This is a genomic window from Leucobacter triazinivorans, from assembly GCF_004208635.1.
GTDB lineage: Bacteria > Actinomycetota > Actinomycetes > Actinomycetales > Microbacteriaceae > Leucobacter > Leucobacter triazinivorans.
In genome coordinates, this window is sequence record NZ_CP035806.1 from 824,290 (window position 1) to 839,669 (window position 15,380).

A 15,380-nucleotide genomic window follows, 5' to 3' on the forward strand; every position below is an offset into this window, starting at 1 on the left:
CACGAAAGGACCACGCAGTGTCTCAGAATCAGCCTCCCGTGAACGGCGCTCCGGAGCCGCAGGATCCTGGCCAGGCGACGCAGCCGCCTGCACCGCAGGCACCTCAGTACTCGGCGCCGCAGCAGCCCCAGTACCCGGCGCAGCAGCAGTACCCCGCACCTCAGCAGCAGCAGTACGCGCAGCAGCAGTACGCGCAGCCTCAGCAGCCCTACGTAGCCGCGCAGCCGGCGTACGCGCCGGCGCCGCCCACCAACACCCTCGCGATCATCGCGCTCGTCGGCGCGTTCTTCATCTCGCTGGTCGGCGTGATCTGCGGGCACATCGCACTGAAGCAGATCGCCCGATCGGGCGAGGGCGGTCGCGGCCTGGCTCTGGCGGGCCTCATCATCGGCTACGTCGGCATCGCGGTCTGGGTCATCATCATCGTCTTCTACGTGTTCATCATCGGAGTGGCCATCTCGGCCAACAGCTACTGACCGCACGCCGGGAATGAGCACGCGTCACGGCGGAACGGGGGCACGGGGAACTTCCCCGCGCCCCCGTTCCGCGTCCGCCTCCCCCGGCTGGCACGAGCTCGCCTCCCCGGAGGGCCTCGCTCTGCTCGATCGCATCGCCGCGCGACAGCGCGACGGGCACGGTGTCGACGCGATCTCCCGCGCGCTGCGCGGTGAAGGCGTCGAGCCCGCACTGCTCGCCGCGGCACTGACCCAGACCGGGCTGCGGGCCAAGGCGCGCGCCAAGTTCGGCGAGATCGCTGCCGACCTGCTGTTCACGCGCGCGGCGCTGGAGCAGGCGACGCGCGAGCGGGTGGCCGACCTGCACGCCGAGCGGTTCCGGGCGGCCGGGTGCCGTTCCGTCGCAGACCTCGGGTGCGGCATCGGCGCCGAGTCCCTCGCGCTGCTGCGCGCCGGAATCGCCCCGCTGCCCGTCGAGCTCGATCCGCTGACAGCAGTGTTCGCCCAGCACAATCTGGCGGTCGCGGCCGGGCGACTCGGAGCCGCGATCCCCGGCGTGCGCGTGGGCGACGCGGAGCAGCTCGGCGCGGAAGACGCGGACGGCGTCTTCCTGGACCCGGCGCGCCGCACCGCGGGGCACAGCGACACCCGGCGCGTCGCGTCGCCCGACGATTACTCGCCGTCGCTGCGCTTCGCGTTCGCGCTGGCCGAGCGGCGGCCGACCGGCGTGAAGCTGGGGCCGGGCCTCGACCGCGATCTGATCCCGGATCGCGCCGAAGCGCAGTGGGTGTCGGTCGACGGCGATCTCGTGGAGACCGGTCTCTGGTTCGGCGCGACGGCCCGTCCCGGCATTCGCCGCGCGGCGCTGGTGCTGCGCGGCGCTGCCGCGCACGAGCTGACGGCCGACGCCGACGCGCAGGACGCCCCGGTGGAAGCGCTCGGCTCGTACCTCTACGAGCCGGACGGCGCGGTGATCCGGGCGCGTCTGATCGGGGCCCTCGCGCAGCGCCTCGACGCCGGCATGGTGAGCGGCGGCATCGCGTACCTCACCGGGGATCGGCTCGTGGAGACCCCGTTCGCGAGCGCGTTCCGCGTGGTCGAGGAGCTCCCCGCGCGTGAGAAGGACCTGCGTCGAGCGCTCGCAGCCCGCGGGATCGGCACGCTCGAGATCAAGAAGCGCGGGGCCGATGCGGATCCCGCCGCGCTGCGGCGTCGCTTGAAACTGCGCGGTGACGCATCGGCGACGCTGTTCCTGACCCGTGCAGCGGGCAGGCACGTCGCGCTGCTCGCGGAACGCTGCTGAGCGTCCCCATCCGCGATGCGCCGGCGGGCGCAACGACGGGACCGCGGGCTTCCGACCCCATGGCTCCTCGTCGCCGCGCCCGCACGAGCGCGGCGGCTACTGGGTCATGATCTCCGAGCAGAGCACTTCCTGCCCGGCGACGGTCACGGAGTACGCGCCGTCGAGGCACTGCTGGGCCGCGTCGATGCCCGCGCCCGCGAGGCTGGCGATCGACACGATCAGAATGATGTAGCCGATGGTGCCGAGCGCGCCGATGACGATGCCGATCACGCCGGGCACGTTGCCCGCCCCCGCCTTGCGCGACTGCACGACGGCGACGATGCTCAGCACGAGGCCGATGATCGGCAGCAGGATCGCCAGGATGAGGCCGACGATGCCGAGGGTCTTGCCGGGCACCGGCTGGGGCGCGGCCGCGTAGCCGGGCGCTGCGGGTGCTGCGGACGGTACGGGATTCGAGGCCGGCTGGCCGTTGGGCAGGTTCTCGGACATGATGCTCCTTCGTTCGTGCTCGGAGGAGGGTTTTCCCCACTTGCACTCTCCACACTAATGTTCACCGGGCACAAATGTCTGCTGCACCCGCCGCGCGCGCCGGGCCGATGCGGCGGAGCCGCGCCCGCGGTCAGCGCACCTGGATATCGGTGACCGGGAGCGTCGAGTCGGCCCCGAATGCGAGCCCGGAGGGAGCGTGACCCTCGGCGACGAGCCTGGCCCCGATCGCCGCGATCATGGCGCCGTTGTCGGTGCAGAGCGAGAGCGGCGGCACGCGCAGTTCCACCCCGGCTGCGACGCAACGCTCGTGCGCCAGGTCGCGCACGCGCGCATTCGCGACCACGCCGCCTCCCAGGAGCAGACGGGGCACACCCAGATCGCTGCAGGCAGCGAGCGCCTTCGTGAGCAGCACATCGGCGACCGCCTCGCGGAAGCTGGCGGCGACGTCCGCGACGGGCAGCGGTGACGCGCCACCATATTCCGCCTCATGCTTCTCGACCCATCGCGCCACCGAGGTCTTCAGGCCCGAGAACGAGAAGTCGTAGCGATGCCGCTCGAGATCCTTGGGGCGGGTGAGTCCGCGCGGAAACCGGATCGCACCGGGATCCCCGGCGACGGCGACGCGGTCGATCTGCGGGCCGCCCGGATACGGCAGCCCCAGCAGCCGCGCGACCTTGTCGAACGCCTCGCCGGCGGCGTCGTCGATCGTCTCCCCGAGCATCTCGACGTCGCTCACGAGATCGCGCACCAGCAGGAGCGAAGTGTGCCCGCCGGAGACGAGCAGCGCGACAGTGGGCAGTTCGAGCTCCCCCACCGCTCCGAGGGTCTCCCGCAGCCCGGGGCCCTGCAGTAGATCCGCACCGACATGCCCGACGAGGTGGTTGACCGCGTACAGCGGCACCCCGAGTGACACCGCGAGCGCTTTCGCGGCCGAGATCCCCACCATGAGCGCCCCAGCCAGACCGGGACCGCAGGTCACCGCGATCGCATCGAGATCCTCGAGCGCCACACCGGCGTCGTCGAGCGCGCGCTCGATCGTCGGAGTCATGGCCTCCAGGTGCGCGCGCGCCGCAACCTCGGGGACCACACCGCCGTAGCGCGCATGCTCGTCCATCGACGAGGCGATGGCGTTGGCGAGCAGCGTGCGCCCGCGCACGATGCCCACACCGGTCTCGTCGCAGCTCGTCTCGATGCCCAGCACCAGTGGCTCTCGCTGCGCCGTCGGGTCTGCGTCCTGCGCCGGCGACGCTCCGCTCTGCACCATCTGCGCTCCTCGCCCAGAATGACGGGTTCCACTCATCGGCGATCCTTCATCTCGAGTTTCATGACCAGCGCGTCGACCCCGTCGGGCTGGTAGTAGCGCGGGCGCACGGCGATCTCCTCGAATCCGAGCGACCGGTAGAGCGACTGCGCCACCGGGTTGTCGGCCCGCACCTCGAGGAACACGCTGCGCACGCCGCAGCGCACCGCCTCATCGAGCAGCGCGTCCATCAGACGCCGCCCGTTCCCGCCGCCGCGGGCCTCCGGGGCGACAGCGATGGTCTGGATATCGCCCTCGGCACCCACGGCGAGCAGTCCCGCGTATCCGCGCACCGCTCCGGCTGCGTCGACGAGCGCCAGGTAGCGTCGATGCTCGGCCGTGAGCTCCTCGCGCATCATCTCGCGACTCCACGCCTCCGCGCCGAACACCGCGCTCTCGATCGCCCAGATCGCGTCGAGGTCGTGGATCTCCGCGTCGCGGAGCCGCAGCTCCGCCGTACGGTCCGGGTGCTCGGCGACCGGGCTGACGGTGCTGGATCCTGCGAGTCGCTCCGCTCCCGCAGGATGACGAGGAATGGGGTCCGCTCCCGCAGGATGACGAGGAATGGGGTCCGCTCCCGCAGGATGACGAGAAACAGGCTCCGCTCCCGCAGGATGACGAGAAACAGGCTCCGCTCCCGCAGGATGACGAGAAACAGGGTCCGCTCCCGCAGGATGACCGGCGGAGCTGCTCGGCTCCGGGCGCCCCTCGGGGGCGCTCACCGGGAGACCCGTTTCGGGGCGCCGGGCTGGGCGACATCGGGCGCGCGCAGATAGACGGCGCGATCGGGTTCGAAGCCGCGCCCGGACGCCAGGCGCCGCGCCGCCAGCCGCACGAGCGCGGCCGCAGGGATCCGGTCCGGCCAGACATCATTCGCGCGCTCCTCGTAGTCCGCGCGAGCGAGCAGCAGCGGATCGGACTCACGGATCGGGATCCCCGCCCAGTCGAGCCCGGCGTACTCGGAGACGAAGAGCTCGCGCCGCTTCGCGTCCTGCACCACCCGCACACCGGTCAGCGCCGTGCCCTCCAGCGCATCGAGGGCGACGCCCTCGTGACCGTGGAGCGGCAGCAGAGGCACCCCGCGCCCCAGCGCGAACGCGTGCGCGGCGGCGATCCCGACGCGCAGGCCGGTGAACGGCCCCGGGCCGACGCCGGCGACGACGCCCGTCACCGAGCGGGGACTGGCCCCGCTCGCGCGGAACACCTCTTCGAGCAGGCCGCCGATCGCCTCGGAGTGGCCGCGCGGATCGTCGCTCGCGGCGACGTGCACCCGCCCGCGGCACCCCAGGGCCACACTCGTGCCGAGCGCGGTGTCGATCGCGAGCAGCGCGTGGCCGCCCAGTTCCGGCGCCTCCAGCATCACGACAGCACTCCCGTCCGCCATCTCGGCCCGTGCCCGGTGACGGTCACGGTGCGGCTCTCGACCGGCGTCTCCGACCAATCAACCTGCTCCTCTTCACGTGCGGCCTCGGCTGGAGCATCGGCCTCGGCATCGTCGCTCCCGCGAGGGCGATCGATCACCACTTCGACCCACGACTCGGGCGTCTCGACGAGGCCGGCGCCCCACTCCGCCACCACCACGGACCCCTCGAAGTCGAGGTCGAGGTCGTCCAGTTCGTCGGCTCCGGCGAGCCGGTAGGCGTCCACGTGCACGAGCGGCGCACCGCCCACGAGCGACGGATGGGTGCGCGCCAGCACGAACGTGGGGCTCTGCACCGGTCCGCGCACGCCGAGCCCCTCCCCGATGCCACGGGTCAACGTGGTCTTGCCCGCTCCGAGCGGGCCCGTGAGCAGCACGAGATCCCCCGCGCACAACCGGCGCCCCAGCTCGACCCCGAGATCGTGCATCGCGTCGGGATCCGCGACTCGCCGGATGACCGCGCCGCTCACGCCCCGCCCCCTTCGAGCTCCTCCGACGGCACCCGGAGCACTCGCGGGCCGACGCCGACCACGATCTCGTAGTTGATGGTGCGCATGAGCCCGGCCCAGATCTCCACCGGCGGGTGGCCGCACTCCGGGTCTCCGAAGAGCACGACGGGGTCGCCCAACCCCAGGCGGCCCGCCAGCGGGCCCACGTCGACGATGAACTGGTCCATGCCGATGCGGCCGACGATGGGTCGGTGCTCGCCGGCCACGGTGACCCAGGCCCCGGCCCCGTTCAGTGCCCGGGGCATGCCGTCGGCGTACCCCATGGGCACCAGGGCCAGCGTGGTGGCGGTCTCGCAGACGTGGTTGAAGCCGTAGGAGACGCCGGCGCCTGCCGGTACGCCGCGGAGCGCCACGATCTCGGAGCGCAGGGTCATCGCGGGGATCAGGCCGAGCTGCGCCGAGGTCTTGTCGGCGAACGGGCTGAGTCCGTAAGCTACGACGCCCACGCGCACCGTGTTGTAGTGCAGATGCGGTGAGGAGAAGGTGGCGGCGCTGGCCGCCAGGTGGATCATCTCGGGCTCGATGCCCGTGGAGCGCAGCAGTTCGACCGCCTCGTCGAAGCGGGCCGCCTGGGCCCGGTCGTTCTCCTCGCCCGCGTTGGCGAGGTGGCTGAACACGCCGCGCACCCGCACCAGACCGGCGCGCTCGAGCTCGGCCGCGCGAGCGAAGAGCGGAGCCCACTCCTCGGGGGCGGCCCCGTTGCGGCTGAGGCCGGTGTCGAGCTTGAACTGCATCGAGGCCGGCCGGCCCGCACGGTCCGCTGCCGCGGCGAGCGCCTCGAGCTGCTGGAGATGACTGACCCCGATCTCGATGTCGGCGGCCACCGCCTGCTCGAAATCGGCGTGCACGCCGTGCAGCCAGCAGAGCACCGGGGCCTCGATCCCCGCGTCGCGCAGCGCGAGCGCCTCCTCGAGATCGGCCGTGGCCACCATGGCCGCACCGCCCGCGAGCGCCGCCTCGGCCGCGATGCGCGCGCCGTGCCCGTAGCCGTCCGCCTTCACCACCACGATCACGGCACCGCCCGTGAGCTCGCGCACGCGGGTCACGTTGTGCCGGATCGCAGGAAGCGAGATCTCGGCGACCCGCATCGATCCTGTCCTCATGCCTGCCCCCGTCCGTCGTGCGATCCTGCCGTCGTGGCGAGCGTACCGCGCTCCGCAGCCGTCCCCGCCGACGCCGCGCTGCCGTCCGATTCCACCACCACGAAGGCGGTCGCCGCTCCCCCGTCGTGCGTCATCGAGAGGTGCGCGCGCCGGGCGCCGCGCGCGGCGAGGGCGGTCTCGAGCCCCGGCGTCGGTGCGAAGTACGGGGCGCGATCCTCGTCGCGCTGCACCTCCATGTCTTGCCACCGCAGCTCTGCGGAGCCGCCGAGCGCCTTGATGAGGGCCTCTTTCGCGGCGAACCGCGCCGCGAGCGACGGCGTCCCCAGTACCGCCTCCGCAGGAGTGAACAGCCGTGCGCGCAGCGCGGGCGTGCGCGCGAGCTGTCGTTCGAAGCGCGCGATGTCGACGGTGTCGACGCCGATCCCGACGATCATGTGGTCTCCGGTTCCCGCCGGCTCAGCCGCACCGCAAGGGGTCTCCTCCGCACCCGGCGGACTACTCGACCGTCACGGACTTGGCCAGGTTGCGCGGCTGATCGACGTCGAGTCCCTTCGCCGTCGACAACTCGAGCGCGAACCACTGCAGCGGAACGACCTGCAGCAGCGGCTCGAAGAAGGCATCGGCGAGCGGCAGGCGGATCACGTCGTCGGCGTAGGGCAGCACCGCGGTGTCGCCCTTCTCCACGACGGCGATCACGCGTGCGCCGCGGGCCCGGATCTCCTGGATGTTGGAGACGACCTTCGAGTGCATGAGCGGGGACGTCCGGGGGCTCGGCACCAGCACGAACACGGGCTGCCCGTGGTCGATGAGCGCGATCGGCCCGTGCTTGAGCTCGCCGGCGGCGAAGCCCTCGGCGTGGATGTACGCGATCTCCTTGAGCTTGAGCGCCCCCTCGAGCGCGATCGGGTAGCCCACGTGGCGCCCGAGGAACAGCACGGACCGGGTGTCGGCCATCCAGTGCGCCAGCTGCGCGATCTGCTCGTGCGTATCGACGGCCTCGCGCACCTTCGCCGGCAGCTCATCGAACTGGGCGATGGCCTGCGCCGCGGCCTCCGCGGACAGTGCGCCCTTCACGCGGCCGAGGTGCAGCCCGATCAGGTAGAGCGCGGTGATCTGCGCCACGAACGCCTTCGTCGACGCGACCGCGACCTCCGGCCCGGCGTGGGTGTAGACCGCCGCGTCCGACTCGCGCGGAATCGTGGCGCTCTGCGTGTTGCAGACCGAAACCGTGGTCACGCCGCGCTCGGCCGCGTACTTCACGGCCATGAGGGTATCCATCGTCTCACCGGACTGGCTCACCGAGATGACCATGGTGCGGTCGGAGAGCACGGGCTCGCGGTAGCGGAACTCATGGCTGAGCTGCACTTCGACGGGAATGCGCGCCCACTGCTCGATCGCGTAGGCGCCCACCTGGCCCGCGTACGACGCGGTGCCGCAGGCGATGATGATGATGCGATCGATGCCGCGCAGGCGCTCGTCGCCGAGGGCGGTCAGCTCGGGGATCTCCACGCCCGACGGTGAGACGCGGCCGCGCACGGTGTTCTCCACCGCGTCGGGCTGGTCGTTGATCTCCTTCGCCATGAACGAGGACCAGCCGCCCTTGTCGGCGGCCTCGGCGTCCCACTCCACCTCGAACTCCTCGAACTCGACGGGGTGACCCGCGAAGTCGGTGATGCGCACCTCTTCGGGAGTGATGACCGCGATGTTGTCCTCGTCGACGGCGACCGCGCGGCGAGTCGAGGAGACGAAGGCCGCGACGTCGGAGCCGAGGAAGTTCTCGCCGTCGCCCAACCCCACCACGAGGGGCGAGTGGTGGCGGGCGGCGACGACCTTGCCCGGCTCGTCGCGGTGCATCGCGAGCAGCGTGAAGGTGCCCTCGAGCCGCGTGACGACGGAGCGGAATGCGGTCTCGAGGTCTCCCTGTCGCGCCACCTCGCGCCCCACGAGCGCGGCGACGACCTCGGTGTCGGTCTCGCTGATCAGATCAACGCCGTCGCCCTCCAACTCTTCGCGCAGCTCGGCGAAGTTCTCGACGATGCCGTTGTGAATGAGCGCCAGCTTGCCGCCGTCGCCGAGGTGCGGGTGCGCGTTCGCGTCGGTCGGCCCGCCGTGGGTGGCCCAGCGGGTGTGACCGATGCCCGTGCCGGCGGCCTGCAGCGGGTTCGCCTCGAGCAGCTCCTCGAGCCGGGCGAGCTTGCCGGAGCGCTTGCGCACGGAGATCTCGTGCGCGTCATCGATCACCGCGACGCCTGCCGAGTCGTATCCGCGGTACTCCAGACGGCGCAGGCCGTTGAGGAGCACTTCGACCGTGTCATTGGGGCCGACATATCCGACGATTCCACACATGGGTATGAGTTTAGTGGCACGATGGATGAACGATGGCCGAGTACAGCACCGCCCCAGACCCCTCCTCGCACGCGCGCGCCGAATCGGCCGAGGCGGGCGCCGGCACGACGGCACCGCCCCACGAGGTGAGCACCGACACCCACGCGCTCGTGCGCCCGGAGTACACCTCCCCGTTCACCGAGATCGACCGCGAGCAGTGGGCGCGTCTCGCCGGTGAGACGCCGATGCCGCTCACCGAGCGGGAGATCGCCGCCTTCCGCGGCCTCGGTGAGCCGCTCGACCTCGCAGAGGTCTCCGAGGTGTACCGCCCGCTCAGCCGTCTCATCAACCAGTACGCCATCGCGGCCCGCGAGATGCACCGGCGCACCCGCGGGTTCCTGCAGCTCGACGGCGAGCGCCAGAGCCCCTTCGTGATCGGGATCGCCGGATCCGTCGCGGTGGGCAAGTCGACCGTGGCGCGCATCCTGCGCGACCTGCTCGCCCGCTGGCCCGAGACGCCGAGCGTCGAACTCGTGACGACCGACGGCTTCCTCTACCCCAACGCCGAGCTGCAGCGCCGGGGCATCACGGCGCGCAAGGGCTTCCCCGAATCGTACGACCGCCGCGCGCTGCTGCGCTTCGTGTCGCAGGTGAAGGCGGGCGTCGCCGAGGTGCGGGCGCCCCACTACAGCCATCTCGTCTACGACATCGTCCCCGGCGAGTGCACGGTCGTGCGGCGCCCCGACATCCTCATCGTCGAGGGCCTCAACGTGCTGCAGCCGCCGTCGATGCAGCACCCGCTCGCGGTGAGCGACCTCTTCGACTTCTCGGTCTACGTCGACGCGCGCACCTCGGACATCCAGCGCTGGTACCGCAATCGCTTCCTGCAGCTGCGCCAGAGCGCATTCTCCGACCCCAGCTCGTACTTCCGGCGCTTCGCCACGCTCGACGACGACGCCGCGGTGGCACTCGCCGATGAGTACTGGAGCAACATCAACGAGCCCAACCTCGTCGAGAACATCCGTCCGACCCGTGCGCGGGCCACGCTCGTGCTGCGCAAGGAGCGCGATCACCGCGTGCAGAAGGTGCTGCTGCGCAAGATGTGACGGCGACACCACCCCAGCCTGTCGAATTCGAGGACGCGTCTGCTGCGGTATCGGCCGGATGATGCAGCAGACGCGTCCTCTTTTCTGGCCCACCCGAGCCGACGGCAGCATCGGGGCGGGCGACTACACGACGATGCGGAGCGCCCGGGCCAGCTCGGCCGAGCGCTCGATCACTCCGGCCTGCCACTCCGTGAGTTCACGGGTCGGCGAGGATCCGATGGAGATCTCGAACGGATCCTCCACCCCGGTTTCGACTCCGGTGAGCGCCTCGATGACCGCGACGCCGCAGAACGGCACGTGCACCGGCGAGTACCCGCCCTCGTGCGAGAACACGATGCGCCCCTCGCAGACCTCGTCGGCGATCGCGAGCAGCCGCTCGGCGACGCCCTTGAACCCGCGCGAGGTGACGCTCATGCGGCCCAGCGGGTCGAGCGCGGAGGGGTCGAAGCCGCTCGACACGATGATGATCTCGGGCTGGAAGGCCCGGATGGCCGGCCCGGCCACCTCCTCGACCACGGACCAGTAGGCGCCGTCGCCCGAACCCGCCGGAAGCGGGACATTGATGTTCGTGCCCGCCCCCGCGCCGGCGCCCTGCTCGTCGACGAGGCCGGAGTCGACCGGGAACAGACGATCCTGATGCACCGAGATGGTGAGCACGTCGGGATCCTCCCAGAAGATCTTCTGCGCGCCGTTGCCGTGGTGTACGTCGTAGTCGAAGATCGCGACGCGTCGCACGCGGCCCGCCGCGCGGAGCGCCTGCACCGCCACCCCGACGTTCGAGAACAGGCAGTAGCCCCGGCCCTGATCGGGTTCGGCGTGGTGCCCGGGCGGCCGCACCAGGGCATAGGCGTTGTCGACCGTCCCGTCGAGCACCGCCTCCGCGGCCACCAGCGTGCCGCCGGCGGCGAGCTTCGCGATCTCGTAGCTGCCCGCCCCGAAGGGTGAGAATCCGTCGCCCGCATCGCCGCCACCGTCGTCGGACTGGGCGCGGATCCGCTCGATGTGCTCCGAGGTGTGCACCCGTGCGAGGTCTTCCTCGTCGACCGGGCGCACCGGGATGCGCACGAGGCTGTCGACGAGGCCCGAGACCTCGATGAGGCTTGCAAGACGAGCCTTCGACTCGGGGTTCTCGAAGTTGCGGTAGGGCTGCACGTATCCGCCCGACGGGAAGATCCCGGCGTGCGTGCCCGTGTCGTGCCACGCGAACCGCTCGTGCCATACGTACCCTGTTCTGCGCTGCATTGCGTTCCTCTGCATTCTCATTCTCATGGTGCGGATGCTCCCGGCGCCGAGCTCTGGGCACCGGGAACAGCTCGCGGGATCTCGGTTCAGGCCCCGACGATGCGCTCGCCGTCGAGGTAGGTCGCGACGACGTCGAGTCGGGGATACTCCTCGGGCGCGGACTCGAACGGGTCGGCTCCGAACACGGTGAACTCGGCCCGTTTGCCGGGCGCGATCGATCCGAGACGGTCCTCATGCCCCACCGATCTGGCGGCGTGCAGCGTGTACCCCTCGAACGCCTCTCGGGCCGTGAGCGCTTGCTCGGGCTGCACCGGCGCCAGCCCGGGCTGCTCGACGGGGCGCCGCAGAATCGTGTCGGCGATCATGCGTCGCGGGTCGAACGGCGTCACCGGCCAGTCGCTGCCGAGCGCCACGGTCGCGCCGGTATCGCGGATGTCGCGGCAGCGCCAGCCGTGGGAGGCCCGCTCCGCGCCGAGCCGCACCGACCAGTTGTCGCTGCGGTCGGCGCGCGTGTGGCGCGTGCCGTGGATCGGCTGCATGCTCGCCGCCACGCCGAGCTCGGCGAAGCGGCGCACAGTCCGATCCGTGATCGTCTCGATGTGCTCGATGCGGTGAGGGGCACGGCCCCGGATCTCGTCGCCGAGCGACTCGAGCGCATCGAGCACGAAATCGACGCCGCGGTCGCCGATGGCGTGCGTGGTGGTCGGGATCCCCCGCTCTGCGAAGAAGCGCTGCGCCGCCCGGTACCGCTCGGGATCGGTCCAGATGGAGCGAGTGCCCTGCCCGGCGCTGTCCGGCTCGTGCAGCCAGGCGGTGCCGTTGTCGACGGTGCCGTCGATGAAGAACTTCACGCCCTCGACGCGCCACCGCTCTCCGCCGCTCCCCTGCAGCTCGACGATGCGCCAGAGCTCCGTGTCCGTCATCCCCGGGAAGATCATGGGCGAGAAGCGCAGGCGGATCGGCAGCCCGCCGCGATCCTCCACCGCGGAGATGAGCTTCGCGCCCTCCTCGGAGAAGTCGAGCACGTGATTGGCGGTGAGGCCGCTCTGCGCCATACTGCGCAGCAGCTCGGCGATGCGCGCCACCGAGGCGTCGAACCCCTCCGGCGGGATCTGTGCGAGCACACGTTCGATCGCCCCGATCTCGATGATGTAGCCGGTGGGGTTCCCCGCCGAGTCGACGTCGATCCGGGACTCGTCGTCGAAGCGCTCGCGGCCCGTGAGGCCGAGCTCCCGCACCGCCGCCGAATTGACGATGGCGGAGTGCGCGTCGCGCATGCGGAGAAAGACCGGGCGATCCGGGGCGATGTCGTCGAAGATCCGGCCGGTGAAGCCGGACTCTGCGAACACGTTGGGATCGAGGCCCCAACCCAGGATCCAGCGCTCCTCGCCGTCGTCACTCCCGACGGCCTCGGAGATCGCCAGCCGCACCTCGTCGAGCGAGCGATCGGTGAGCCGGATCCCCCGGCTGAGCGGCAGCCCCATCACGATGTGGGTGTGGCAGTCGGTGAGGCCCGGAAGCACCGTGGCGCCCGGGTAGCGGTGGACCGCGGTGCCGGGCCCGACGTGCCGCGCGAGCGCGTGCTCCGTCCCCACGTCGATGATCTCCCCGTCGCGCACGGCGATCGCGGTCGCCGTGTCGGCGCGCTGCGGATCGAAGGCGCGGACACGGTCGGCGACGATGAGCAGCTCTGCTCGATTCTCTGATGCCATCAGCACTCCAGGGGTATGCAGGAACGTTCCTGCACCCGCACTCTAACCCATTTCGACGGCCCTCGCGAGACCCTAAGCTGAGAGGGTGAGCCCGAGATCCGTTACCATCGTCGACATCGCCCGCGAGCTGGGCATCTCGAAGACGACCGTCTCCTCCGCCCTGCACGGAAGCGGCCGGGTCTCGGAGACCACCCGCACCCTGGTCGCCGAAACCGCGGAACGACTGGGCTACGTCTCGAACCGTGCGGCGCAGCGGCTCCGGGGCAGTCGGTCGCAGAGCATCGGCCTGCACCTCTTCCCCAACAGCCAGGGGCGACGGTTCTACATGCAGTTCGTGTTCGGCGCGATGGAGCACTCCTCGGAGATGAGCCTCGACCTGACGCTGCTCACGGAGAATCACCGCAACCCGCGCCCGCGCAGTCTGTGGGCCGACGGGATGCTGGTGCTCGACCCCGCGCCGAACGATCCCTTCATCGAGCAGGCCGCGAAGACCGGCATTCCGGTCGTCGCCGTCGGCGCGCTCTCCCCCGAGCAGCGCGCACTCGTGCGCGGGCAGTACTCGGGCGGACAGGACGAGTTCACGCCCATCGTGCTCGACCGCCTCCGGGCGGCCGGGGTCTCGCGGCCGGCGATCATCACCCTGCGCGAGGAGTTCGAGCCGCTCTGGGCCGCGGAGGCGCGGGAGATCTACATGGACTGGGCCCGGCGCGAGGGCATTCCGCCGCTCGTGCTGCCGACCGGGTTCTGGCCCTCCGAGAACGAGATAGAGCGCATCCTCGACGCGCTCGACGACGAGGGGGACATCGACGGCGCGCTCGTCGTGCAGCAGGGCATCGCGGGTCCCCTCGCGAAGCGCTACCGCGCGCGGCACGGGCGCGAACTGTGGGTCGCGACGCTGGCCTCCGATCCCGCCACCGAGCAAGGCCTCGAACGCGTCATGGCCGTGGACCTCAACGCGCAGACCTTCGGCCGCAACGCGGCCAGGTTCCTCACCGGGCTGATCGATCGCGACGACGGCGACTTCGAGTGGCGCGTCAATCGCGACGTCGCGCTGCTGGTGCCGGGCAGGGATCCCGAGTACCTGCTCGCCCCACCGCTCGAGAAGCACCAGACCTCGGATCGCTAAGCCGAGCAAAGGTGCCCGACACCTCGCGATCCGCGCATGCTACGGCACGGCGACGCGTTGGTAACAATTGAGATTCCCCGCTCCCCCGGGGCCCGGAGCATGTTACGCTCTCCGATGCAGGAACGTTCCCGCTTGTTCCGCTCGGACCCGCTTCCCTCGGGTGCACGATCGAGAGCGCGGTCGCGATTCCTGCCAGAGCAAAGGAGCTACTACACAATGAAACGCCTCAATCGTGCACTCGGCGCCATCGCCCTCGCTTCAGCCGCCGCACTCTCCCTCGGCGCCTGCACCTCCACCGCGAACGGCTCGGGCGAAGAGTCCCAGGGAGCCGTCGCCATGAGCTTCGCGGGTCTCGACATCCAGATCTGGAACGACATGCTCCCCTTCATGGAGGAGATCGTCACCGACGCGGGGTACGAGTTCGTGACCGACGATCCGAAGTGGAACGCCCAGACCCAGGTGCAGGACTGGGAGTCCTGGATCGTGCGCGGCGACATCAAGGCGATCATGGGCTACCCGGTCCAGTCCGACGCGATGGTCGCGGTCACGAGCCAGGCGAACGACGCCGGCATCCCGGTTCTCGGCTACGGTTCGAGCTGGGAGGGGGTCGTCGCGGCCGTCGGCCTCGATCACCACGCGGACGGCGTCGCCGCGGGCGAACGCGCGGCCGAGTGGATCCGCGACACCTACGGCGACGAGCAGGTGGATGTCGCGTTCCTCGGCTGGCCCGACACGGACCTCGGCCGCCTGCGCGGCGAGGGGATCATGGAAGCGCTCGACAATTCCGGCCTGAACCTCGACATCACCGAGCACAAGACCCTGAGCCTCGACGACGGGTACGCCGCCGCTCAGACCCAGCTGCAGTCGAAGCCCGACACCAAGGTCTACCTGGCGATCTCGAACGATCCCGCACTCGGCGCATACCAGGCGCTCACCGACTCGGGGATCTCCCCCACCGACGACAGCATGCTGCTGCTCAACCTCGACGCGACGGACGCCGAGCTCGAAATCATCGCCGAGGAGGGCTCCTTCTGGCGCTACACCTTCATGGTGCCGGCGCGTCAGCTCGCCGAGGCCAACGCCGAGATGCTCGTCGCCGCGGCGAACGGCGAGGCCGTCGAGGACGTCACCGTCGAGATCAACGAGGTGACGAGCGAGAACGCAGAGGACTTCCTCCTCGCGAACCAGTAACCGCAGCACGCGGGTCCGCCCGACCAGCTCGACCGGGCGGACCCGCGTGCCTCACCACCGCTCACGCGCGCTCCGAGGAGCCGTCGCCGACGGCGCCTC

General features: G+C 70.9%; 15 protein-coding genes. 5 read left to right on the forward strand and 10 right to left on the reverse strand.

Translation table 11 applies throughout. From position 1 onward, the window contains the following. Positions 1 to 17 precede the first annotated feature (17 nt). Positions 18 to 476: a DUF4190 domain-containing protein gene (locus tag EVS81_RS16165; protein WP_130109201.1), complete on the forward strand. Its 459-nt coding sequence runs from the start codon at positions 18 to 20 to the stop codon at positions 474 to 476. Between the two features lie 13 nt (positions 477 to 489). Further along, positions 490 to 1,758 carry a class I SAM-dependent methyltransferase gene (locus EVS81_RS03760; RefSeq protein WP_165384173.1) on the forward strand — a complete coding sequence of 423 codons (1,269 nt, stop codon included), beginning with the start codon at positions 490 to 492 and terminating at the stop codon, positions 1,756 to 1,758. Positions 1,759 to 1,854: 96 nt separating this feature from the next. Here the strand turns inward: EVS81_RS03760 and EVS81_RS03765 are convergent, their stop codons facing one another. The 8 genes from EVS81_RS03765 to glmS form a co-directional block, all read right to left on the reverse strand. Then, entirely contained in the window at positions 1,855 to 2,247 is a 393-nt protein-coding gene (locus tag EVS81_RS03765) for a DUF4190 domain-containing protein (protein WP_130109202.1), read from the reverse strand. A gap of 130 nt (positions 2,248 to 2,377) precedes the next feature. Next, positions 2,378 to 3,511, reverse strand: coding sequence for a tRNA (adenosine(37)-N6)-threonylcarbamoyltransferase complex transferase subunit TsaD (gene tsaD, locus EVS81_RS03770; RefSeq protein WP_130109203.1), 1,134 nt, complete (start codon positions 3,509 to 3,511; stop codon positions 2,378 to 2,380). Positions 3,512 to 3,543: 32 nt separating this feature from the next. Beyond that, positions 3,544 to 4,269, reverse strand: coding sequence for a ribosomal protein S18-alanine N-acetyltransferase (gene rimI / locus EVS81_RS16210; RefSeq protein ID WP_338034665.1), 726 nt, complete (start codon positions 4,267 to 4,269; stop codon positions 3,544 to 3,546). Then, positions 4,266 to 4,931 (reverse strand): tRNA (adenosine(37)-N6)-threonylcarbamoyltransferase complex dimerization subunit type 1 TsaB, encoded by a 666-nt coding sequence (tsaB, locus tag EVS81_RS03780; protein WP_130109204.1) that lies wholly within the window; start codon positions 4,929 to 4,931, stop codon positions 4,266 to 4,268. Before tsaB ends, rimI begins: the two co-directional genes overlap by 4 nt. Further along, a complete protein-coding gene (gene tsaE, locus EVS81_RS03785; RefSeq protein WP_130111274.1) occupies positions 4,907 to 5,395 on the reverse strand; it encodes a tRNA (adenosine(37)-N6)-threonylcarbamoyltransferase complex ATPase subunit type 1 TsaE in 489 nt (162 codons plus the stop codon). Before tsaE ends, tsaB begins: the two co-directional genes overlap by 25 nt. Before the next feature lie 38 nt (positions 5,396 to 5,433). Beyond that, positions 5,434 to 6,579 (reverse strand): alanine racemase, encoded by a 1,146-nt coding sequence (alr, locus tag EVS81_RS03790; protein WP_130109205.1) that lies wholly within the window; start codon positions 6,577 to 6,579, stop codon positions 5,434 to 5,436. Next, entirely contained in the window at positions 6,576 to 7,013 is a 438-nt protein-coding gene (locus EVS81_RS03795; RefSeq protein ID WP_130109206.1) for a holo-ACP synthase, read from the reverse strand. Before EVS81_RS03795 ends, alr begins: the two co-directional genes overlap by 4 nt. Before the next feature lie 61 nt (positions 7,014 to 7,074). Next, entirely contained in the window at positions 7,075 to 8,925 is a 1,851-nt protein-coding gene (glmS, locus tag EVS81_RS03800) for a glutamine--fructose-6-phosphate transaminase (isomerizing) (RefSeq protein WP_130109207.1), read from the reverse strand. 32 nt (positions 8,926 to 8,957) lie between these two features. On the opposite strand from glmS, the gene coaA reads away from it, so the two are divergent. After that, entirely contained in the window at positions 8,958 to 10,010 is a 1,053-nt protein-coding gene (coaA, locus tag EVS81_RS03805; RefSeq protein ID WP_130109208.1) for a type I pantothenate kinase, read from the forward strand. A gap of 123 nt (positions 10,011 to 10,133) precedes the next feature. Here the strand turns inward: coaA and EVS81_RS03810 are convergent, their stop codons facing one another. After that, positions 10,134 to 11,252, reverse strand: a complete 1,119-nt coding sequence (locus tag EVS81_RS03810) for a class II histone deacetylase (protein WP_130109209.1) — start codon at positions 11,250 to 11,252, stop codon at positions 10,134 to 10,136. A gap of 86 nt (positions 11,253 to 11,338) precedes the next feature. Beyond that, positions 11,339 to 12,964 (reverse strand): amidohydrolase, encoded by a 1,626-nt coding sequence (locus EVS81_RS03815; protein WP_130109210.1) that lies wholly within the window; start codon positions 12,962 to 12,964, stop codon positions 11,339 to 11,341. A gap of 85 nt (positions 12,965 to 13,049) precedes the next feature. On the opposite strand from EVS81_RS03815, the gene EVS81_RS03820 reads away from it, so the two are divergent. Both EVS81_RS03820 and EVS81_RS03825 read left to right on the forward strand, forming a co-directional pair. Continuing rightward, positions 13,050 to 14,090, forward strand: a complete 1,041-nt coding sequence (locus tag EVS81_RS03820) for a LacI family DNA-binding transcriptional regulator (RefSeq protein WP_130109211.1) — start codon at positions 13,050 to 13,052, stop codon at positions 14,088 to 14,090. Between the two features lie 216 nt (positions 14,091 to 14,306). After that, positions 14,307 to 15,281, forward strand: coding sequence for a sugar ABC transporter substrate-binding protein (locus tag EVS81_RS03825; protein WP_130109212.1), 975 nt, complete (start codon positions 14,307 to 14,309; stop codon positions 15,279 to 15,281). Positions 15,282 to 15,380: the final 99 nt, after the last annotated feature.